Origin of the sequence: Sphingopyxis sp. L1A2A, assembly GCF_005502465.1 — a bacterium.
In the GTDB taxonomy this organism is placed as follows: Bacteria; Pseudomonadota; Alphaproteobacteria; order Sphingomonadales; family Sphingomonadaceae; genus Sphingopyxis.
The window spans coordinates 65,685-85,307 of record NZ_SCOT01000012.1 but is presented as its reverse complement, the minus strand read 5'-3'; the positions used below and the strand labels follow the sequence as shown (position 1 = coordinate 85,307).

Annotated in this window: 26 protein-coding genes; 12 read left to right on the top strand and 14 right to left on the bottom strand. The window is 65.8% G+C overall.

The window, feature by feature from the left end; genetic code table 11:
• Positions 1-72 precede the first annotated feature (72 nt).
• Positions 73-1,059, bottom strand: coding sequence for an NAD(P)-dependent alcohol dehydrogenase (locus tag FFS68_RS09615; RefSeq protein ID WP_137752972.1), 987 nt, complete (start codon positions 1,057-1,059; stop codon positions 73-75).
• A gap of 145 nt (positions 1,060-1,204) precedes the next feature.
• Between FFS68_RS09615 and FFS68_RS09610 the strand changes: the two genes are divergently transcribed.
• The 4 genes from FFS68_RS09610 (at position 1,205) to FFS68_RS09595 (ending at position 5,677) form a co-directional block, all read left to right on the top strand.
• Positions 1,205-1,573 carry a PilZ domain-containing protein gene (locus FFS68_RS09610; RefSeq protein ID WP_137752971.1) on the top strand — a complete coding sequence of 123 codons (369 nt, stop codon included), beginning with the start codon at positions 1,205-1,207 and terminating at the stop codon, positions 1,571-1,573.
• 151 nt (positions 1,574-1,724) lie between these two features.
• Entirely contained in the window at positions 1,725-4,457 is a 2,733-nt protein-coding gene (locus FFS68_RS09605; protein ID WP_137752970.1) for an ATP-dependent DNA helicase, read from the top strand.
• A gap of 58 nt (positions 4,458-4,515) precedes the next feature.
• Positions 4,516-5,067, top strand: coding sequence for a histidine phosphatase family protein (locus FFS68_RS09600; RefSeq protein WP_137752969.1), 552 nt, complete (start codon positions 4,516-4,518; stop codon positions 5,065-5,067).
• Positions 5,068-5,347: 280 nt separating this feature from the next.
• On the top strand, positions 5,348-5,677 hold the full coding sequence (locus tag FFS68_RS09595) for a hypothetical protein (RefSeq protein ID WP_137752968.1): 330 nt from the start codon (positions 5,348-5,350) through the stop codon (positions 5,675-5,677).
• A gap of 41 nt (positions 5,678-5,718) precedes the next feature.
• Here the strand turns inward: FFS68_RS09595 and FFS68_RS09590 are convergent, their stop codons facing one another.
• The 5 genes from FFS68_RS09590 to rpmF form a co-directional block, all read right to left on the bottom strand.
• Positions 5,719-6,075 (bottom strand): MerR family transcriptional regulator, encoded by a 357-nt coding sequence (locus FFS68_RS09590; RefSeq protein ID WP_249340109.1) that lies wholly within the window; start codon positions 6,073-6,075, stop codon positions 5,719-5,721.
• Between the two features lie 62 nt (positions 6,076-6,137).
• On the bottom strand, positions 6,138-6,431 hold the full coding sequence (locus FFS68_RS09585; protein ID WP_137752966.1) for an integration host factor subunit alpha: 294 nt from the start codon (positions 6,429-6,431) through the stop codon (positions 6,138-6,140).
• Between the two features lie 254 nt (positions 6,432-6,685).
• A complete protein-coding gene (locus FFS68_RS09580; RefSeq protein ID WP_137752965.1) occupies positions 6,686-7,651 on the bottom strand; it encodes a beta-ketoacyl-ACP synthase III in 966 nt (321 codons plus the stop codon).
• Positions 7,648-8,682 (bottom strand): phosphate acyltransferase PlsX, encoded by a 1,035-nt coding sequence (plsX, locus tag FFS68_RS09575; RefSeq protein WP_137752964.1) that lies wholly within the window; start codon positions 8,680-8,682, stop codon positions 7,648-7,650. The genes FFS68_RS09580 and plsX overlap by 4 nt, the downstream gene beginning before the upstream one ends.
• Positions 8,683-8,704: 22 nt before the next feature.
• Entirely contained in the window at positions 8,705-8,884 is a 180-nt protein-coding gene (rpmF, locus tag FFS68_RS09570) for a 50S ribosomal protein L32 (protein ID WP_137752963.1), read from the bottom strand.
• 403 nt (positions 8,885-9,287) lie between these two features.
• Between rpmF and FFS68_RS09565 the strand changes: the two genes are divergently transcribed.
• Positions 9,288-9,728: an MAPEG family protein gene (locus FFS68_RS09565; protein ID WP_171003802.1), complete on the top strand. Its 441-nt coding sequence runs from the start codon at positions 9,288-9,290 to the stop codon at positions 9,726-9,728.
• A 118-nt stretch (positions 9,729-9,846) separates the two neighbouring features.
• On the opposite strand, the gene FFS68_RS09560 is transcribed toward FFS68_RS09565, so the two are convergent.
• Entirely contained in the window at positions 9,847-10,518 is a 672-nt protein-coding gene (locus FFS68_RS09560; protein WP_137752962.1) for an MBL fold metallo-hydrolase, read from the bottom strand.
• Between the two features lie 117 nt (positions 10,519-10,635).
• Here FFS68_RS09560 and FFS68_RS09555 point away from each other — a divergent pair, with 117 nt between their 5' ends.
• Complete coding sequence (locus FFS68_RS09555; protein WP_137752961.1) at positions 10,636-10,941, top strand: YdeI/OmpD-associated family protein; 306 nt, start codon at positions 10,636-10,638, stop codon at positions 10,939-10,941.
• 6 nt (positions 10,942-10,947) lie between these two features.
• Here FFS68_RS09555 and FFS68_RS09550 read toward each other — a convergent pair whose 3' ends face one another.
• Genes FFS68_RS09550 through FFS68_RS09540 form a run of 3 tightly spaced genes read right to left on the bottom strand, consistent with a single transcriptional unit; the run spans position 10,948 to position 12,912 of the window.
• The gene (locus tag FFS68_RS09550; protein WP_137752960.1) at positions 10,948-11,514 is read right to left on the bottom strand and encodes a TIGR02281 family clan AA aspartic protease; all 567 of its coding nucleotides are present in this window, start codon (positions 11,512-11,514) and stop codon (positions 10,948-10,950) included.
• Positions 11,515-11,549: 35 nt separating this feature from the next.
• The gene (locus FFS68_RS09545; protein WP_137752959.1) at positions 11,550-12,140 is read right to left on the bottom strand and encodes a hypothetical protein; all 591 of its coding nucleotides are present in this window, start codon (positions 12,138-12,140) and stop codon (positions 11,550-11,552) included.
• Between the two features lie 31 nt (positions 12,141-12,171).
• A complete protein-coding gene (locus FFS68_RS09540) occupies positions 12,172-12,912 on the bottom strand; it encodes a folate-binding protein YgfZ (protein WP_137752958.1) in 741 nt (246 codons plus the stop codon).
• A 59-nt stretch (positions 12,913-12,971) separates the two neighbouring features.
• Here FFS68_RS09540 and pyrC point away from each other — a divergent pair, with 59 nt between their 5' ends.
• A complete protein-coding gene (pyrC, locus tag FFS68_RS09535) occupies positions 12,972-13,997 on the top strand; it encodes a dihydroorotase (RefSeq protein WP_137752957.1) in 1,026 nt (341 codons plus the stop codon).
• A gap of 137 nt (positions 13,998-14,134) precedes the next feature.
• Here the strand turns inward: pyrC and rarD are convergent, their stop codons facing one another.
• Positions 14,135-15,052, bottom strand: coding sequence for an EamA family transporter RarD (gene rarD / locus FFS68_RS09530; protein WP_137752956.1), 918 nt, complete (start codon positions 15,050-15,052; stop codon positions 14,135-14,137).
• A gap of 28 nt (positions 15,053-15,080) precedes the next feature.
• Complete coding sequence (locus tag FFS68_RS09525) at positions 15,081-15,302, bottom strand: hypothetical protein (RefSeq protein WP_120216747.1); 222 nt, start codon at positions 15,300-15,302, stop codon at positions 15,081-15,083.
• Between the two features lie 180 nt (positions 15,303-15,482).
• Here FFS68_RS09525 and FFS68_RS09520 point away from each other — a divergent pair, with 180 nt between their 5' ends.
• The 4 genes from FFS68_RS09520 to FFS68_RS09505 all read left to right on the top strand — a co-directional run bounded on the left by FFS68_RS09520 (position 15,483) and on the right by FFS68_RS09505 (position 17,885).
• Complete coding sequence (locus FFS68_RS09520) at positions 15,483-15,872, top strand: glycine zipper 2TM domain-containing protein (RefSeq protein ID WP_137752955.1); 390 nt, start codon at positions 15,483-15,485, stop codon at positions 15,870-15,872.
• 188 nt (positions 15,873-16,060) lie between these two features.
• Positions 16,061-16,612, top strand: coding sequence for a GNAT family N-acetyltransferase (locus FFS68_RS09515; protein WP_137752954.1), 552 nt, complete (start codon positions 16,061-16,063; stop codon positions 16,610-16,612).
• On the top strand, positions 16,609-17,049 hold the full coding sequence (locus FFS68_RS09510) for a DUF1330 domain-containing protein (RefSeq protein WP_137752953.1): 441 nt from the start codon (positions 16,609-16,611) through the stop codon (positions 17,047-17,049). The genes FFS68_RS09515 and FFS68_RS09510 overlap by 4 nt, the downstream gene beginning before the upstream one ends.
• 86 nt (positions 17,050-17,135) lie before the next feature.
• Positions 17,136-17,885 carry a hypothetical protein gene (locus tag FFS68_RS09505; RefSeq protein ID WP_137752952.1) on the top strand — a complete coding sequence of 250 codons (750 nt, stop codon included), beginning with the start codon at positions 17,136-17,138 and terminating at the stop codon, positions 17,883-17,885.
• Positions 17,886-17,978: 93 nt separating this feature from the next.
• Here FFS68_RS09505 and FFS68_RS09500 read toward each other — a convergent pair whose 3' ends face one another.
• Positions 17,979-18,161: a CsbD family protein gene (locus tag FFS68_RS09500; protein ID WP_137752951.1), complete on the bottom strand. Its 183-nt coding sequence runs from the start codon at positions 18,159-18,161 to the stop codon at positions 17,979-17,981.
• Positions 18,162-18,303: 142 nt separating this feature from the next.
• Between FFS68_RS09500 and FFS68_RS09495 the strand changes: the two genes are divergently transcribed.
• Positions 18,304-18,759, top strand: coding sequence for a hypothetical protein (locus tag FFS68_RS09495; RefSeq protein ID WP_137752950.1), 456 nt, complete (start codon positions 18,304-18,306; stop codon positions 18,757-18,759).
• A 7-nt stretch (positions 18,760-18,766) separates the two neighbouring features.
• Here FFS68_RS09495 and FFS68_RS09490 read toward each other — a convergent pair whose 3' ends face one another.
• The gene (locus tag FFS68_RS09490) at positions 18,767-19,621 is read right to left on the bottom strand and encodes an amidohydrolase family protein (RefSeq protein ID WP_137752949.1); all 855 of its coding nucleotides are present in this window, start codon (positions 19,619-19,621) and stop codon (positions 18,767-18,769) included.
• Positions 19,622-19,623: the final 2 nt, after the last annotated feature.

Sequence of the window (19,623 nt, the reverse complement as noted above, 5' to 3'; positions counted from 1 at the left end):
ACGGGTGGCAGGGGCTCCGCCCTTTCCCGCTTTTGCGCGTTTTTGCAAGCGCGCGATGCGGCGTAAGGGGCGCTAGCCCTGCGCCGCCGGGTCGAGCAGGATCGCCACCGAGCCGCGTTTGCGCCCGGTATCGACATAGGCGTGCGCCGCCGCAATGGCATCGAACGCATAGCTGCCGTCGACCACCGGACGCAGCACGCCGGATGCGGCCAGATCGGCCAGTTGCTGGACATGTTCGGGCGTTTCGGTCGCCGGGCCAGCGATGACGCGCCGCCCTTCGCGCCCCGGCGCCCCGATCGTCGCCAGCATGTCGGGCAATCCCGCCGCGATCGCCACAAACCGTCCGTAGGGGCGCAGCAGCGGCAGCGCATCGCGCGTGGTGATGCTGCCGGCGGTTTCGACGATGACGTTATAGGCGCCCGGATCGCCGAGGAAGTCGGTGGTGGCATAGTCGATCACCGCCTCCGCCCCCAGATCGCGCACCAGATCGGCGTTGCGCGCGCTGCACACCGCGGTGATATGCGCGCCGCGGTGGCGCGCGAGTTGGACTAGCGCCGACCCCACCGCTCCCGATGCCCCGATCACCAGCACCCGGTCGCCCGGCGCCACCGCCGCGACGTCAAGGAAATGCAGCGCGGTGCTGCCCCCGAAACACAGCGTCGCCGCCTTGGCAAAGCTCAGGCCTTCGGGCTTGGGCGCGATCGGTCCGGCTTCCGCGACGCAGCGATATTCGGCGTGGCACCCCATTGCCCCGCCCGGAAACGCCATCACCGCGTCGCCGGGGCGGTAGCGGGTGACGCCCGCGCCCACGGCATCGACGACCCCCGCGACCTCGGTCCCCAAAATCGGCTGCCGCGGCCCGCGCCAGCCCAGAAACGGGCGCGCGATCAGGCCCAGGCCGGGCGGAAAGCGCGCGGCGCGCATCCGGCTGTCGCCCGACGTCACCGATGTCGCCATCACCTTCACGCGCACCTCGTCCACGGCGGGTGCGGGCATCGGCACGTCGCGAAACTCCAGCACCTCGGGACCGCCGTAGCGGGGACAGACAATGGCTTTCATCGGCGAATCCTGAGCATGGGGAGCGGGCGGCGCCTTTCTGCATGTTTCCCCGCATCGCGCCAGCTACCGCCATGTACCGGGGCATCGCTGCCGCGCCGAAACATCGTTACCGGAAAATTTACCATCCGGGGCTTAGCATCGCCGCATGAATAGTCCGCGCATCCCGCAGCCCCGCCGTCAGGCCCGCACCGCCGTCGCCCTCGAGGTAACGGTCAACGGCGTCCTCAACTTTGTCGACGGCCAGATCACCGACCTGTCCGAAGGCGGCGCTCGGATCGACGGCGCCAGCATGCCGGCGCGCTCGCGCTGCGAAATCCACTATGGCGGCCAGGTCACCTATGCCGTCGTCATGTGGTCCGAGGTTGACCGCATGGGGGTCCGCTTTCCTTATGAACTGACCCACGGCCCGCTCTATAACGCTTTGAAAAGGGCGCGCAATATGGTGGCCGTCGACCCGGCGCAGATATTCCTGTCCAACCGCGCCCCGATTTTCGGCCGCCGCGGGCTGAACTGAAAAAGCCGACCAAAACCCCGTCCTCCCTCGTCATTCCCGCGAAAGCGGGAACCCAGCGAGCCGCCGTTGGACCGGGTTCCCGCTTTCGCCGGCACGACGAACGCGGGGAGCAACACTTGCCGCGTTCGCCTTTTGTCCCTAACCTTGTGCCATGCCCCCCGTATCTGTCCCCCTGCCCGCGATCCATGCCAGCCATGTCGGCATCTGGATCGCCGATACGCACGGGCGCGTGCAGCGGGTCGGGCGCGGTGAGGCGATTGCGGCGGTCGCAGCGACCCCGCACCTGCTGCTCAATGCAACGCTGACCGGCGACCGGCTCGGCTATCCCGAACTGTCGGGGCTCGACCTGCTCGAACTCTTCGCTTTCCTCTATCCCGCGCGCTTTACGGTGCCGACCCCCGCCGGGATTGCCGCGGCGATCGGCGTCACCCCGCCGAAGGCGGAGGACGACATCGCCGCTTTTCTGCCGCAAGCGACCGCGGCGATGCTGGCCGGGATCGACGATCCCGCCTGGGCGGAACGCGAGGGCGCATGGCACGGAATGCAGGCGCTCGCCCGCCAGCGCTGGCCGTGGGCGCCGCTGGTCCAGCCGCGGCTGACCACCCCCGACGCCAATGAGCGCTGGCTGTTCGCGCGCCTGCCCGAATGGGAAGAAGCGCCGCCGCGCCCCGCGCCGCGGCAGGTGCGCATCAATCCCGACGACGTTACCGCGCGGCTGGACCGGCTGACCGGCGACGGCGCCGAACGGCGGCCGGGGCAGCAGGAATATGCCAAAGCGACCGCCGCAATCTTCGAATCGCGCGAGCGCAAGGACGCGCCGCAGATGCTGGTCGCCGAGGCGGGAACGGGGATCGGCAAGACGCTCGGCTATCTTGCCCCCGCCAAGCAGTGGATCGACCAGTCGGCGGGCAGCGTGTGCATCTCGACGTTCACCAAGGCGCTACAACGCCAGCTGTCGCGCGAGACCGAGCGGCTGTATCCCGACGCCGCAACGCACCGCGAAAAGGTCGTCGTGCGCAAAGGCCGCGAAAATTACCTCTGCCTGCTCAATCTCGAGGATGCGCTGCAGGGCGGCTTTTCGGGCCGCGCCGCGATCCTCGCGCAGCTCGTTGCACGCTGGGCCGCCTATACGCGCGACGGCGACATGGTCGGCGGCGATTTGCCCGGCTGGCTGCCCGCGCTGTTCCGCCGCAACGGCACCACTGCGCTGACCGACCGGCGCGGCGAATGCATCTATGCGGGCTGCCCGCATTTCCGCAAATGCTTCATCGAACGCTCAGCGCGCGCCGCGACGCAGGCCGACATCGTCATCGCCAACCATGCGCTGACGATGGTGCAGGCGGCGCGCCCGCGCGACGGTGGCACCCCCGCGACGCGACTGATCTTCGACGAAGGCCATCATCTGTGGGACGCCGCCGATTCGATGTTCGCCGCGGCGCTGACCGGGCAGGAAGCGGTCGAAATCCGCCGCTGGGTGCTGGGGCCAGAGGGCAAGTCGCGCGGGCGGCGGCGCGGGCTCGCCGCGCGCCTCGCCGATGTCGCGAGCTATGACGAAGCGGGCGAGCGCGCAATTCAGGCGGCGATCGCCGCCGCCGCCGAATTGCCCGGCGATGGCTGGCTCGCCCGGCTGTCCGAAAACGACCCGTGGGGCGCGATCGAGCGGCTGCTCGCCGCGGTGCGTGGACAGGTGTATGCGCGCGCGGTCGATACCCGCACCGCCGACGCGGGCTATGGCCTCGAAACCGAGCTTGCCGATCCCGACGCGGCGCTGGTCACCGCCGCCGCGGCGGCGAGCGACGCGGTCGAGGCGCTGCTGCGCCCGCTGCTGGCGCTGGGGAAACGGCTCGACGCGCTGGTCGACGATCCGCCCGACTGGCTCGACGGGCAAGCGCGCGCGCGTGTTGACGGCGCGCGGCACAGCCTCGGCACCCGCGTCGATACGCTCGGCGGCTGGCTGTCGCTGCTCGGGCGCGTCGGCGGTCCGGCCAATCCCGATTTCGTCGATTGGCTGGCGATCGATCGCTACGACGGGCGCGAGTTCGACACCGGGCTGCACCGCCACTGGCTCGACCCCGCGCGGCCGATTGCCGACATCGTCTATCGTCCGGCGCAAGGCGTGCTCGTGACCTCGGCCACCTTGCGTAGCGGTCATGGTGCAAACGGCTGGGCCGAGGCCGACATCCGCACCGGCGCGCGCCACATGGACGGCGGCGTCCAGCATTTCGCGGTCCCCAGCCCGTTCGACTATGCGCGCCAGTCGGAGGTGCTGATCGTCACCGACATCGCGCGCGGCGACCTGCCCGCGCTCGCCGGGGCGTATAGCCGGTTGATCGAGGCATCGGGCGGCGGTGCGCTGGGGCTGTTCAGCGCGATAAGGCGGCTGCGCATCGTCCACGCCCGCATCGCCGACCGCCTCGCGCGCGCGGGCCTCCCGCTCTATGCCCAGCATGTCGATCCGCTCGACACCGGCACCCTCGTCGACATCTTCCGCGCCGACCCGCATGCCTCGCTGCTCGGCACCGATGCACTGCGCGACGGGGTCGATGTCCCGGGCGAATCGCTGCGGCAGGTGATCATGGAGGGGGTGCCATGGCCGCGCCCGACGATATTGCACGCGGCGCGGCGCGCGGCGCAGGGCGGCAGCGCCTATGACGACATGGTCATTCGCGGCCGCATCGGGCAGGCGTTCGGCCGCCTGATCCGCCGCGCCGACGATTTCGGCCAGTTCGTGATGCTCTCGCCCAGCTTCCCATCGCGGCTGCTCAGCGCCTTTCCCGAAGGCACCCCGATCCGCCGCCTGCCGCTCGACGAAGCGGTCAATCATGTCGCGGCGGCGAACGTCGAGCGCAGAAAAAGCGCCTTTCCAGCCTTTTCACCGTCATAAGTTTGCGGCACAAGGCGGCTCGAACGACGGCATAAGCGCGAACGCGCGGGGGAAGATTTTGAAGACTTTGACGATCCTGCGCCACGCCAAATCGGGTTGGGATGTCCAGGTCGAGCGCGATTTCGACCGCCCGATCAACAAACGCGGGGCGCGCGGTGCCGAACTGATCGGGCAATGGCTGAAGCGCCAGAAGCTGCCCGTCGACCGCATCATCGCCTCGCCTGCGGTGCGCGTCACCGAAACGCTCGACATCTTCCAGCCCGCCGCGGACCTCGACACGATCGAACCGCATTGGGACCGCCGCATCTATCTCGCCTCCGCCGCGACGCTGATCGACGTCATCCGCGACACCGGGCGCGACGCCGAGCATCTGCTGATTTCGGGGCATAATCCGGGGCTGGAGGATCTGATCCTGATGCTCGTGCCGGAAACGAGCGGCGACGAACTGCGCGGCGAAGTCGAGGAAAAGCTGCCGACGTCGGCGCTGGCGCGGCTCGAACTCGACATCGCCGACTGGCACGATCTCGACACCGGCATGGCCCGCTTCGCCGCCTTCATCCGCCCCCGCGACCTCGACTCGACGCTGGCACCCGCGATGGATCATGACTGACAGGTCATCCTCCCTGTGGCGAAGCCATGGGGAGGTGGCAGCGCGTAGCGCTGACGGAGGGGCAATAGTGCTGACGTTGCCGCCCCTCCACCATTTGCTTCGCAAACGGTCCCCCTCCCCATCGCTTCGCGACAGGGAGGATTTTCGCCTCATCGTCATCCCGGACTTGATCCGGGATCCATAGCTGCACCGTCGTCATGGATCCCGGATCAAGTCCGGGATGACGAGAGCCTGGAAACGACCACTTGCGGACATTGGCGGAATCTAGGAAGCTCCCGCGATGCAGAAGACGACTTCGACAATATCAAAAGCCTTGCTGGTCGTCCTTGCGTTTCCAGTTGCGGTATTTGCTGGGCTGCTATCTTGGTTCTTAAATTTGAAGGCGCAGCTATCAGCCACAGACGTCGCAAAATCCTTGCGGGACTACATTGAAGGAACTGGCGCAGACTGGGATTGGGACGATTTCACGTCGGTGCCAATCGCTAATCCGCAGCTCGACGATATCAGGCGCAGGGCGGCGGCTGTGACCGAGCCTCTCACAGGGGAGTCAGTTATCGTTTTGCGCGAATTGCTAATCGAAGCCGAGGGGCTGGCGGGGCAGGAAACCTAAGCAGACATTCTCGAACTTGCTGATACGTGACGCCAGTCGCGTCAATCCAGCGCTGCCGCCAATCGCTCGCGCAGCGCAATGAGCGCCGCGACCGGTACGCCATGCGCTTGCCCCATCGCGCCATTCCCGGTCGCGCGCTCGGAGCGGGTTTCGGCGGCAGGTGCCGGGGCAGCCTTCGCCCCCGGCTCGGACAACGCCTTGCGCGCGCCCTCGACGGTGAACCCTTGGACATGCAGCAGATGATGGATCCGCTCGGCCAGCGCGACATCCTCGGCGCGGTAATAGCGGCGGCGGCCCGAGCGCTGGAGTGGCTTCAGTTGGGGAAAGCGGGTTTCCCAATAGCGAAGGACGTGCGTCGGCACCCCGATCCGATCCGCCAGCTCGCCGATCGCGAGCATGGCGCCGGACGCCTTGCCGTTATCGTCCGGCACGTCAAACCCCACCATGGCCGAGGCCGGGATTATTTACCGGCAACGCGCGCACGCATCGTCTGGCTGGCACGAAAGGTCATCACGCGGCGCGGTAGGATCGGCACTTCGATGCCGGTCTTGGGATTGCGGCCGACCCGCTGCGCCTTGTCGCGCAGCACGAAAGTGCCGAAACCAGAGATTTTGACATTCTGCCCACCCGCCAGCGCGTCGGACATATGATCCAGAATCGATTCGACGATCGTCGCCGATTCGTTGCGCGACAAGCCGATCTGCTGGTTGATCTGCGTCGCGATATCGGCTCGCGTAAGCGTTCCTGCGGTCATGATGGTCCCTCCCCCACGTAAAGCGAAAATGGTCGAACCGGTCCCGGACGGCCCCCACCGTCACGAGTCCCGTGCCCCTATGTAACAAAAGCGAATTAATCCGCCAAACTGAAACGGATGGAGCGAGGAGTTAATGCGGTGAAGCCGATGCCCCAAGAGAGAAGCGGCACCGGCCCGCTCCCCCACCCGGCCTCCCATAGGCTACTATCGTTGGGGAGGCCGGGTGGGGGAGCGGGCCGGTGCCGCCTTCAAACCTAAACGCGCAGGACCGCGGCACCCCAGGTAAAGCCGCCGCCCATCGCCTCCAGCACGACCAAATCGCCGCGCTTGATCCGCCCGTCGCGAACCGCCAGATCGAGCGCCAGCGGCACCGACGCCGCCGAGGTGTTGGCATGCTGATCGACCGTCAGCACGACCCGTTCGGACGGCAGCCCTAGCTTTTTGGCGGTTGCATCGATAATCCGCTTGTTCGCCTGATGCGGCACGACCCAGTCGATCTGGTCGGGCGACAGGCCAACATCGGCCATCACTTCGCCCAGCACCGAAGCGAGATTTGTGACCGCATGGCGGAACACTTCGCGGCCCTGCATGCGGACATGGCCGACGGTGCCCGTCGTCGACGGGCCACCATCGACATAGAGCATGTCCGCATATTTGCCCTCGGCGTGGAGCCGGGTCGCGAGGATGCCCTGATCGTCGTCGACGTCCTTCGCCGACAGCACCACTGCCCCCGCGCCATCACCGAACAGCACGCACGTCGTGCGGTCTTCCCAGTCGAGGATACGGCTGAAGGTTTCGGACCCGATCACCAGCGCATGTTTGGCGGCGCCGGTGCGCAGCATCGCGTCGGCGACCGACACCGCATAAAGAAAGCCCGAGCAAACCGCGGCAACGTCGAACGCAATGCAATCGGGGGCGCCGATCAGCGCCTGCACCTTGGTCGCGCTGGCCGGGAAGGTGTTGTCGGGGGTCGCGGTGGCGAGGATGATCAGCCCGATGTCCGACGGTTCGAGCCCGGCGGCCGCCATCGCGGCCTGCGCGGCCGCGGCGCCCAGCGTCGCCGTTGTCTCGTCGGGTTCGGCAATGTGGCGGAACCGGATGCCGGTGCGCTCGACGATCCATTCGTCGCTGGTGTCGACACGGCTTGCCAGTTCGGCGTTCGATACCCGGGTGCGCGGCAGCGCCGATCCGGTGCCAGCAAGAATCGCCCGCACCGTCATGCCGCGTCACCGCGGCGGAAGTTCGCCAGATCCTCGGTCACCTGCCGCGTGATATCCTTCTCGATCAGCTCGGCGCACAGGTGGACGCAGTTCGCGACCCCCTTGGCATCGGCGCTGCCATGGCTTTTGAGGACGACACCATTCAGGCCCAGGAACACCGCGCCATTGTGATTGTTGGGGTCGAGGTGATGGCGCAGCAGCTCGGTCGCGGGGCGCGAAATCAAGAAACCGATCTTCGAGCGCGTCGAACTGGTGAAGGCGCGGCGCAACAGGTCGGTGACGAAACGCGCCGTCCCCTCGATCGTCTTGAGCGCGATATTGCCCGAAAATCCGTCGTGGACGATCACATCGACATCGCCGCGCGACAATTTGTCGCCCTCGATGAAACCTGCAAACTCCATCGGCAGCCCCGTGGCCGCACGGAGCATCGCCGCGGCATCGCGAATCTCGTCGGTGCCCTTCAACTCTTCGGTGCCGATATTGAGCAGCGCGACCCGCGGCCGCTCCAACCCCATTGCGGTGCGCGCATAGGCCGCGCCCATCACTGCGAACTGGGTCAGGTTGGTGGCATCACATTCGGTGTTGGCGCCCAGGTCGAGCATGACAACGTCATTGGCGCCCAGCGTCGGCAGCAGCGCCGCGAGCGCCGGCCGGTCGATCCCCGGCATCGTGCGCAGCGCCAGCTTGGCCATCGCCATCAGCGCGCCGGTGTTGCCCGCGGACACAGCGCCGCCGGCATCGCCGCGTTTCACCGCGTCGATCGCCAGCCCCATCGAGGTGCTTTTTGCCTTGCGCAGCGCCTGGCTCGGCTTGTCCGCGCCCGTCACGACGCCATCGGTGTGGATGATGTCCGACGCCGCGCGCAGATTCGGGTGGTTTTCGAGCGCCGCCTTGATCTGCACCTCGTCGCCGACGAGGATGAACCGCAGACCATCGTGCTTGTGGCGCGCCATCGCGGCACCGGCGAGCATCATGCGCACGCCGACGTCACCGCCCATCGCATCAATCGCGATTCGCGGTGTCAGTGCCATTGATTTGCGCTCCGGCTAGGGGTCAGGCGCCGACCGACAGCACTTCGCGGCCATTATAATGGCCACAGGCGTTGCAAAGATTGTGCGGGCGCTTCAGCTCGCCACAGTTCGGACATTCCTGAAAGGCTTCGACCTTCAGGCTGTCGTGGCTACGGCGCATGCCGCGCTTCGAGGGCGAGGTTTTTCGCTTGGGAACGGCCATGATATTTCCTGCATTCTCAATAGTGTGTCACGAATCGGCTACCCGGATTTGTCACCCCCGTTGCCGGAAATGGCTGGCCCGCCCGCCGTGCGAAACGCTGTCCCTGCCATGGTCTGGCAAGAAAATCGTCCGCCGAAGGGTGCCTCAACGCCAGAAGGTGTCGGGTGCCGGATCGGGCGGGGCTATAGCGTTTTTGCCCGCAAAGGCAAGCCCCGTGACGGCAGTATCCTGCCCTTCCTTCGTCACTCCGGACTTGATCCGGGGTCCATCGCGGCGGCGGCGTCATTGACCCCGGATCAAGTCCGGGGTGACGAGGGCGCGAAAGCCGCGCTTGCCCTGCCCTGTCAGCAATGCCACACCTCCGCGACCGCCGGGCGACCGGCCAACGAAATGGGGGACGCATATGATAATCTTGCCGATCAGCCTGACGATAGCCGCCGGCGCGGCGCTGCTCAACCTGTGGCTCTCGATGCGGGTCGGACGGGTGCGCACGAAAGAAAAGATTTTCGTCGGCGACGGCGGCAACGAACTGGTGACCCGCCGCATGCGCGCGCACAGCAATTTTGTTGAAAACACCGCTTTTGTCCTAATCCTGCTCGCGCTGGTCGAACTCGGTCTGGGGTCGTCGATGTGGCTATGGGGCGTCGGCGCGCTGTACCTGGTCGGGCGTATCCTGCACGCCTTGGGCATGGACGGCATGATGTGGGGCCGCATGGTCGGAACGATCATCACCATGCTGACCCAGCTCGGCCTTGCGCTTGGTGCCCTGGCGATCGTCTATTTGACGCCGATGAGCGTTACGACGACCGAAATCGACGAAACGACGGTGGTGACGCCGAAGTAAAAGCTCCGTCATTGCGAGCGTAGCGAAGCAATCTCCAGCAAGCGGCCCAGCGCAAGGCCGACAGCTGGGGATCGCCGCGTCGCTGCGCTCCTCGCAATGACGGCCGAACGATCCTCGGTTAACCCGCCGTCCCCAGCGCCATATCGCCCACAAACGGGTTCGTCCGCCGCTCGTGCGCGAAATTGCTGTGCGCGCCATGCCCGGGCAGGAAGGTCGTGTCGCCGCCAAGCGGCCACAGTTTCTGGGTAATCGAATCGAGCAATTGCTGGTGATTGCCGCGCGGAAAGTCGGTGCGCCCGATCGATCCCTGAAAAATCACGTCGCCGACAATCGCCAGCTTCGATGGCGCGTGGTGGAACACGACATGCCCCGGCGTGTGGCCGGGGCAGTGGATAACATCGATGGTCAGATTGCCGACCGTCACCGTGTCGCCATCGACCAGCCAGCGATCGGGCTCGAACGTCTCGCCGACCATGCCGAAGCGCGCGCCGTCCTCGGCAAAGGCTTCGATCCAGAAACGGTCATCCTCGTGCGGCCCCTCGATCGGCACCCCCAGCTCCTTCGCCAGCATCCCCGCCTGCCCGCAATGATCCATATGACCATGGGTGACCAGGATCTTTTCGATCTCGACCCCGGTCTGGCGCACCGCATCCTTCAGCTTGTCGAGGTCGCCGCCGGGATCGACGAACGCCGCCTTGTTGGTCGCGGTGCACCAAAGGAGGGTGCAATTCTGCTGGAAAGCGGTGACCGGCACGATCGCCGCGCGCATCGGAGGATTGGGAGCGTTCATGCGCGGTGATGTGGGGAAATGTAGCCGAAATGGCAAGCCACGGCGGCTGCATGACCCGTTGACCGGGCCACCGCGCCAATTTGACCCGCCGCTCCTGACGGCATATTGAATGGCACCATGACCAAGGCCTTTTCCCACGGAACCGTCCATGAGGCGCGCGACGACATGCAGGCGGCACTGGTGTCCAACCCCGAAACGCTGGCGCTGTGGGAAAGCCTGACCCCGCTCGGCCGCAACGAGTTCATTTGCTGGGTCGATGACGCCAAACAGGCCAAAACCCGCGCACACCGGATCGAGCGAACGCGCGAGGAACTGCACGAAGGAAAGCGGCGCCCCTGTTGCTGGGTGGGGTGCATCCACCGCACCGACAAGGCGCCGAGCCGCTGGCAACAGGCGGTATTGATCGACAAGAAAGCGAAATAGCGCACCTCAGCGCAGCGTCATCGTGTCACCTTCGACATTCACCGCGGCCAGCCGCGACAGATAGCTTTGCCCGAGCAGCGACACGCCCATATCGGCGTCGACCACTGCGGCTTCGACGCGCCGGACTTCCAGCCCGTCGATGTCGACGCTGTCGAGCATGACCGTCCGCATCGGAACGTCACCGCCTGCGGTGCGCGCGGTACCGGTGATCGGCAGGCGATCGACATCGATGCCGATCGCCTCGGCATCGCGCCGCGTCAGCGCGACGATCGACGCGCCGCTGTCGACCATCACGCGAATGTTGGTGCCGTCGATGTCGGCATCGGCATAGAAATGCGAATCGCTCGACCGGGCGAGCAGCGCCTCACCCGGCGGGCCCGAATTGCCCGCGACTTCGGCCGCGGCCAAAGACCGGTCCTTGCGCAGCTTGTGCGTCGTCCAATTGTCGTGATTGCCTGAAATAGCGGCGGTCGTTTCGACGGCATCGCTCGGCGCGGACCGGCTGGCGAGCCCCGCCATGCCGATCGATGCGACCGCGATGACCGCGGCCAAGCCAAGGAAACGCCCGAACATGCTGCGTCTTTTCGCAGCATAGGGTTGGGGATTGGTTAAGCGGGCGGCTGTTCGATGAACGCCCGCCACACCGGCGCGTCGCCGCGGATGCTGTACGCGATCCGCGCGCAGGCATAGCGGCGATCCGCCCGATTGTCGGCATCGGCGGCAGTCTTCGGCCACACGCCAATACCATCGCCGCCCGCCGACCAGCATACCAGCGCCTCGGCCTCGGTCCCGGCTTCGATTGCGGCGCGCTCGTCGATGCTCAGCGACGACGGGGCGCTCCAGCCCAGGATCGCACGGTGCCTGAACCCCTTGGAAAACAGCGCGTGGTACAAAGGCCCATCGCCGTCGCGGAGCAATCCTGCGACCCGCGCGCGATCGGCCGCCGCCAGCCATTGCCCGCCCAACAGCGGCGCCCAGCGCGCCTCGTCGCGCGAGCGCAGCGCCGCCGCCAGTTCGTCGGCGGCCGCGGCGAACCGCGGCGTCCAGGCCGAATCGGCGGCGAGCGGGACCAGCCGCGCCGGCGGTGCGGGCGCTTCGGTTTCCACCGACAATAATGGTGTAGGTGCGCCGGTCTCGGTCGCGAGAGCGGGCGTGGCGAGTGCGGCGGCCAGCGCCGACGAGATCAGGAAAGCGCGCATGGCCGCATCATAGCAGCAAACGCTGCGCCTGTCAGGCGCCCGTGGGCACCAGTGCGCTACGCATCCACGACGGCGCGGTGGCAGCGTCGATCGCCTCCACCCGCCGATGTTCGACCGACCAGCCGAGCGCGGGATAAGCGATCACTTGCCGCTTTTCGTCGGCATCGGCGATCGGCACCACGACCAGCCGCCGGTTGACCTTTTGCCGCCAGTTCATCCGCGCGGTATTCTCCTGCCCGACGTAGCAGCCCTTGGTAAAGCTGACCCCGTTCAGTTCAGCGGCATTGCATTCGAGCCACAGGGTCGTACCGTCGCCCAGCTCGGCGCGGCCCTCGCCAACGCCCAGCGCCAGCCGGTGCGCGCGCCAGGCATCGTCGGCCCCCGCGTCACCATCAGCCGGAGCCAGCCAGCGCTGGCCGAGTTCGGGCAGCCGCGGATCGACAACCCCGACACTGCCGCCCGGCGCCCAATGGACGCACAGATCGGGTTCACGTTCGATCGTAATCGCGCGGCGCAGGCGGTACAGGGTCAGGCGTTTCGCCAGATCGCCCGCTGCATCGCGCTCGCAGTCGATCAGGATGTCGTCGCCATCCGCCCAGATCAGGAAATCGAACAGCGCCTTGCCTTGCGCGGAGAGCAGCGCGGCCCACACCGGCAGTTCGCCCGAGGTATCGTTGGTGACTAGCCCTTGCAGGAAACCGCGGACGTCGTCCCCCGATAAGCGAACGAGCGCGCGGTCGACCAAAGTCGTCGAGAGGGTGGTATTGGCCATGGCGATAATCTAGGGACGCGGCAGCCAAAACCAAGCACCCATTTCTTCGCGAGACCCGCATGACCGACCGCCTGACGATCCGCCGCCCCGACGACTGGCACGTCCATCTGCGCGACGGCGCGATGCTCGATCATGTCGCGCGCTATACCGCGCGCCAGTTTGCCCGCGCGATCGTCATGCCGAATCTGTCGCCGCCGGTGACCACCGCCGAAGAAGGCCGCGCTTACCGCGACCGGATCAACGCCGCAGTCCCCGCCGATCTCGACTTCACCCCGCTGATCGTCGCCTATCTGACCGACGCCACCGACCCAGACGAGATCGCGCGCGGCCATGCCGAGGGGGTGTTCACCGCCGCCAAGCTCTACCCCGCCCACGCCACCACTGGCAGCGCGCACGGGGTTACCAACGTCGCCAACATCATGGGCGTGCTTGAGCGGATGCAGGCGATCGGCATGCCGCTGCTGATCCATGGCGAGGTTACCGACCATGATGTCGACATCTTCGACCGCGAGGCGGTGTTTATCGAGCGCACCCTGGAACCGCTGGTCCGCGCCCTTCCCGCGCTGAAAATCGTGTTTGAGCATATTACGACCGCCGAGGCCGCGCAGTTCGTCGCCGACGCCCCCGCCAATGTCGCGGCGACGATCACCCCGCAGCATCTCCACATCAACCGCAACGCGATGCTGGTCGGCGGCATCCGCCCGCACGCCTATTGCCTGCCGGTCGCCAAGCGCGAGCATCACCGCCTCGCGGTCCGCGCCGCCGCGACCTCGGGCTCGCCCAAATTCTTCCTCGGCACCGACAGCGCTCCGCACGCCGTGCACACCAAGGAAGCGTCGTGCGGCTGCGCCGGCATCTTCAATGCCCCCTTCGCGCTCGAAAGCTATGTGACGGCGTTCGATCAGGATGGCGCGCTGGCCCATTTCGAGGGTTTCGCCAGCGAACACGGGCCGCGCTTCTACGGCCTGCCGCTCAATGAGGGCATGGTGACGCTGGAACGTGCCGACGTCGTCGTGCCGGACAAGATCGGCGATGTCGTCCCGTTCCATGCCGGTGAGACGCTCGGCTGGCGGCTGGCAACCTAACCGTCGCCGCCTTTTCCTGCTTCGTCACCCCGGACTTGATCCAGGGTCCAAGCAACGACCGTGATCATGGATGCCGGATCAAGCCTGTCCTGAGCTTGTCGAAGGGTCCGGCATGACGAACAGATAGGCAGGCAATTCTACGCCACCGCCACCATCCGGTCCGCCCGCATCTTGCGCCACATGTCGAAACTGAACACCGCGATACTGGTCCAGATGAGCAGGAAGCTGAACAGCTGCGCCGGTTTCAGCGGCTCGTCGAACACAAAAAGCCCCAGCAAAAAGACGATGCTGGGTGCCAGATATTGAACGAAACCAAGCGCCGCATAGCTCATTCGACGCGCCGCGGTCGCGAACAGCAGCAACGGCACCGCGGTAACGACCCCCGCCGCCGCCAGCAGCCAGCTGATCTCACCGCTGGCCCCGAAACCGCGCCCATCGCCAATCCATAGATAATAGGCGGCCGCGGCGGCCGACAGCGGCAACAACAAGGTCGTCTCGATCGCCAGCCCCGGCAACGATCCGACCGGCACGATCTTGCGGATCAACCCATAGGTGCCGAAACTGAGCGCCAGCGTCAGGCTGATCCACAGCGTATCAAGCGCGCCCGCGAGCAGGATTGCGACGCCGATGCCCGCAATGACCACCGCGGCCGCCTGTAACCGGCTCAATCGTTCGCCGAGAAAGACCATTCCCAGCAGCACATTGATCAGCGGATTGAGATAATAGCCCAGGCTCGCCGCCAGCAGATGGTCGGTAAACACCGCGTGGATATAGACCAGCCAGTTGAGCGCGATCAGCACCGAACTGGCGAGCAGCAGGCGCAGGACGCGCCAATCCTTCAGCGCGGCCAGATAATCGCCGATCTGACGCCGGAACGCCATGATGACGAAGCACAGTGGCAGCGACCACACGATGCGCTGCGCCAACACCTCGACCGGCGGCACATCCGCCAGCAATTTGAAGAACAGCGGAACAAAACCCCATATCGCATAGGCGCCCAGCGCATAGGGCAAGCCGCGCTGCGGGGTGGCCGCGGGGGCGTTCGGCTGGTTCATGGAATGAAAGCTGCCTTTCGGCCGGAGATCAGATGATGCCGCCGCCCAGCATCAGGCGGACAACGCCGATGACGATGACAACGATGTTCAGATTACGGCCGCTGGTGCTGCTCGACATCGCACCGAGCGCCAGCCCGACGACGGCAAAGGGCACGATCACCCAATTCGCCCAGCCGAGCAGCGGGATGAAAGCAAAAACGGCCAAAACCAAAGCGATGGCGCCGATGACGAGCGAGGCAATATTCAGCATGGAGGATATGTCGCACGCCCGTTGCGATGCGGCAAGAGCCTTTCGGTTCATCGATGAAAACGCTCGCTTCGTCTTGTTGCCGGGCGTTCATGCAACGCGATCCGGGGATGGCTCGTTTTCCATCTCGAAGCGCCCAGAGCCGTTCGCGGCACAAGGCGCGGCACCAGGAAAGGATATAAGATGCGTAATTTCAACAAAGGCCTGATGGGCGCCATTGCCGCCGCCAGCGTCGCCCTCACCGCCCCGGCCTATGCCGGTATAGCGGCCCCGGCCAAGGCCGACGGTTTCCATCAGCTTGAGCAATCGAGCGGCTTTCACAAGCGCAAGAAGCGTCATTACCATGACCAGCGCGTCAATGCGAACACCCGCGTGTGGCGTGATGGCGACGGCCGTTATCGCTGCAAGCGCGACAATGGCACGACCGGCCTGTTGATCGGCGGCGCCGTTGGCGGCCTCGCCGGTAACGAAATCGCTGGCCGCGGCGACAAGTTGCTCGGCACCGTGATCGGCGCTGGCGCTGGCGCCCTGCTCGGCCGCGAGATCGACCGCGACAAATATCGCTGCCGCTAAGCGATAGAGACCCCGTTACGGGTGTGGGTCCGAGACCCCTCCGCCCGCACACGTGATGGAGAGGGCGCCAACCTGGTCGTTGGCGCCCTCGACCGCGTGCCCAATCCAGGCGCATCAGTTCGCGCTTGTTCCTCCCCTCAACTTGCCGCAAAGCAGGCGCCTGTCGCCGCGGCAAGGAGAGGATGATCATGCTCAACGGCCCCCTGCTCGTGACCGAACGGCTGATCCTGCGCCCACCCGCGACCGAGGATTTCGACGGCTTTGCCGAAATGTGCGCCGAGGCGGATACGATGAAATTCATCGGCGGCACCTGCCCGCGCGCATCGGCGTGGCGGATGTGGTGTACGCTGGCCGGCGCCTGGCACATTCGCGGTTTTTCGATGTTTTCGGTGATCGAGCGCGCGAGCGGCGAATGGGTCGGGCGGCTCGGCCCGTGGGAACCCGACGGCTGGCCGGCGCCCGAAATCGGCTATGGCGTGCGCGCCAAATTTGCCGGCAAGGGCTATGCCTTTGAAGGCACTGTCGCGGCCTGCGATTTTGCGGTCGAATTCCTCAAATGGCCCGAACTGATGCACAGCATCGATCCCGCCAACATCCGGTCGCAAGCACTGGCGACCCGGCTCGGCGCGACCAACAGCGGCCCGACCCGCCTGCCCGCACCGTTCGAGGATGCGCCCGTCGACGCCTGGACGCAGAGCGCTGACGCCTGGCGGATCAAGCGCAAGGAATTCCTGCCATGAGCGATCAGCATGTCGACCCCGAACGCGCGCAATTCGAGGCATTCAAGGCGCTGCCCCGCGACACCGTGATCCACATGCTCAACCTCGTCCGCTTCAAGGCGGCAGCGACCTACCCCGCCGATCATCCGCTTGCGGGCAGCGGGCTGACCGGTGCGGAGGCTTACGCGCGTTACGGCACCGACAGCGGCCCGATATTCCAGCGCGTCGGCGGCCGGATCGTGTGGCGCGGGACGATGGAGGCGATGGTGATCGGCCCGGCCGATGAGACGTGGGACGCGGTGTTCATCGCCGAATATCCGACCAGCGCGGCGTTTCTGGACATGGTCACCGACCCCGTTTACCGGCAGGCGGTGATCCACCGCCAGGCGGCGGTTGCGACCTCGCGGCTGATCCGTTGCAACCCGAAAACGTCTCGCTCCGAGACAGTTTTCGGCTAATAAAGTGTTACCCGTTAACGCATTTTCTTTGCGCCTTTTTAACCAGGATCGGGCAATCCGGTTCAAAGATTAAGGGAGTGTTAGCGATGATGTTGCGCGGAAAATGGCTGGTCACCGGCCTGCTGATGGCGGCGGCACCGCTTGCCGGTTGCCGGGACAATCCCGAAGCGAAGTCCGAACTCACGCCGCTTGACGACGGGCTGACCAGTGCCGACCCGGCGGTCAAGGGCTCGCTCGAAGACAAGATCATGGTCGATCCCAAGCTCGCCGGCCAGTCGAACCAGAATGCCGTCGGCCCGGGCAACAAGCCCGTCGACGGCGGGGTTCCCGGCGTTTCGGGCGGCAAGGCCGCGACCGCCGCCGAAGCCGCCGCGGCGCAGGCCGCGGGCAAATTGCTGACCGCCCCCAAGGCGCTGCCGTTCGAGGCCGGCTGCGACGGTTGCGACACCAAACAGCGCCCGGTCACCATCGGTGCGCTCGCCCGCGACCAGTCGAAGGGCGCGTGCGACGCCAAGCTGACCTATGGCAATCAGTGGGCCGACCGCCTGCCCGCCGCGTTCAAACTCTATCCGCGCGCGACGCTGCGCGAAGCCGCGGGCATCGCCGGCGGCAAGTGCAACATCCGCGTCGTCAATTTCCAGACCGCGGCGTCGATTCAGGGCGTGCTCGACTATTACCACACGATGGCGGTCCGCGCCGGCTACACCAGCGATCACCGGGTCAACGGCAGCGAACATATGCTGGGCGGCACCAAGGGCGACCTCGGCTATGTCATCATGGCGCGCCGCGACGGCGGCATGACCGACGTCGATCTGGTGGCGTCGGGCGGCAAATAATTTGGACCCTCCCTGTGGCGAAGCCATGGGGAGGAAACCAACAAAAAAGGCCCCGGTTTCCCGGGGCCTTTTTCTTATCGGACGAACAATTCGTCAGACCTTGTTGCCGAGCGCGCCTTCGACCTTGCCCTTCAAATTCTGGGCCTCGCCCTTGCGCTCCTGCGCTTCGCCTTCCTGGCGCAGACGCTCGTTGTCGGTCGCCTTGCCAATCGCCTGTTTGGTGTTGCCAGCGGCTTCGTTGGCGAGACCTTTGGCTTTTTCGGTGAGTTCACCCATGGAATTTCTCCTTGCTCTTGGCCGAGGCGACGATGCCTCTTGTCCAACCAACGGGCCATCGGCGCCAATGTTCCGCGCGTCCGACAAACTGTTCTGAAAAAAGGGTAATTGACCTGCGGCCGAAATCGAATTGAATGCCGGTATGACATTTTCACGCTCGATCCTGATCGCGGCAAGCGCGCTGCTGCTCGCCCCCGCCCCCGCCACCCTTGCCCAGCCCGCACCGCCGCAGGCCGCACCGCAAATGCAGCTGCGCGGCCTGACCGATGACGAGGCGAAGGCGCTGATCGCGAAAGTCGCTGACGCGCAGGCAAAGGTGAAAAAGCAGGACCAGGTCTTTTTCGAGCTGCTCTCTGGCGCGCCCGCATCTTATCCGATGACGCGCGTCGCGCCGCGCGACACGTTTCTCCGCCTGCCGCTCGCCAAGACATTCAGCGTCGAGCGCAAGGCGACCGACAACAAATTGTGGCAGCCGTATCGGATCGTCGTGCTGCCCGATGGCCCCGGCAAATTGCTATGGGATGTCGAGGTCGTGCTGGGCATCAATGGCCAGATCGAACGGATCGAAATGCTCTACCGCCCACCCGCGCCCTTCTGAGCACGGCTCAAGGCTTCAGCTCCAAAAGATCGCGCGCGTTCTCGGAGCGGATTTTGGCCTTTTCGGCGGGCGTGAGGTCCAGTTTTTCAAGCGCATCGAGCGTCTGTTTCAGCGAGAATTGCGGATAGTCCGACCCGATCAATATGTGATCGATCCCGACATTGCGCATCGTCCAGATAAACTCCTCCTCGATCGGCGCATCGGCGGCGAGTGTGACCATCGCCGAAATGTCGAAATAGATATTGTTGCCGAACAGCCCCTCGGCGGTCCGCGCCATTTTCAGGATATTCCAGAAGCGGAAATTCAGGCCGCCCATATGCGCAAACACGAACTTCGTCTTCGGCGCGGCCAGCGCAAGGTTGAACAGCTTTTCGCTGTCGCCGCCGGGGACGATATTCGCATTGTCCATGACGACCGTGATTCCAAGCTCGCCCGCGCGCCGGACCAGCGCCAGCACGCGCGGGTCGGCGGGATCGAATTTCTGCGTATGCGGATGAATCTTAAGCAGCCTGACGCCCAGTCCCGCGACACGCTGCAATTCCTCCATCGCCGCCGAACCGTCGTAAGGATGCACCGTCGCAATCGGCACCATGTTCGGATGTTTTTTCGCCAGCGCGACCAGCGCGTCATTATGCGCGCGGATGCTGTCCGGCTTGCCCGCGAGCGCCTGATTTTCCGGGCCACCGAACCACATGCCGCCGAACGCCGCGACCGTCAGCCCGGCGCCCTTCACCTGCGCCTCATATTCCGCGATCGACTTTTCGCCATTCCACAGATGGACATGGCTATCGATCGGCGCCTGCGCGGCCGCGGTCAGGGGAACGGCCAGCAGGACCGCGGCCAGCAACGAAGCGATTTTCATGG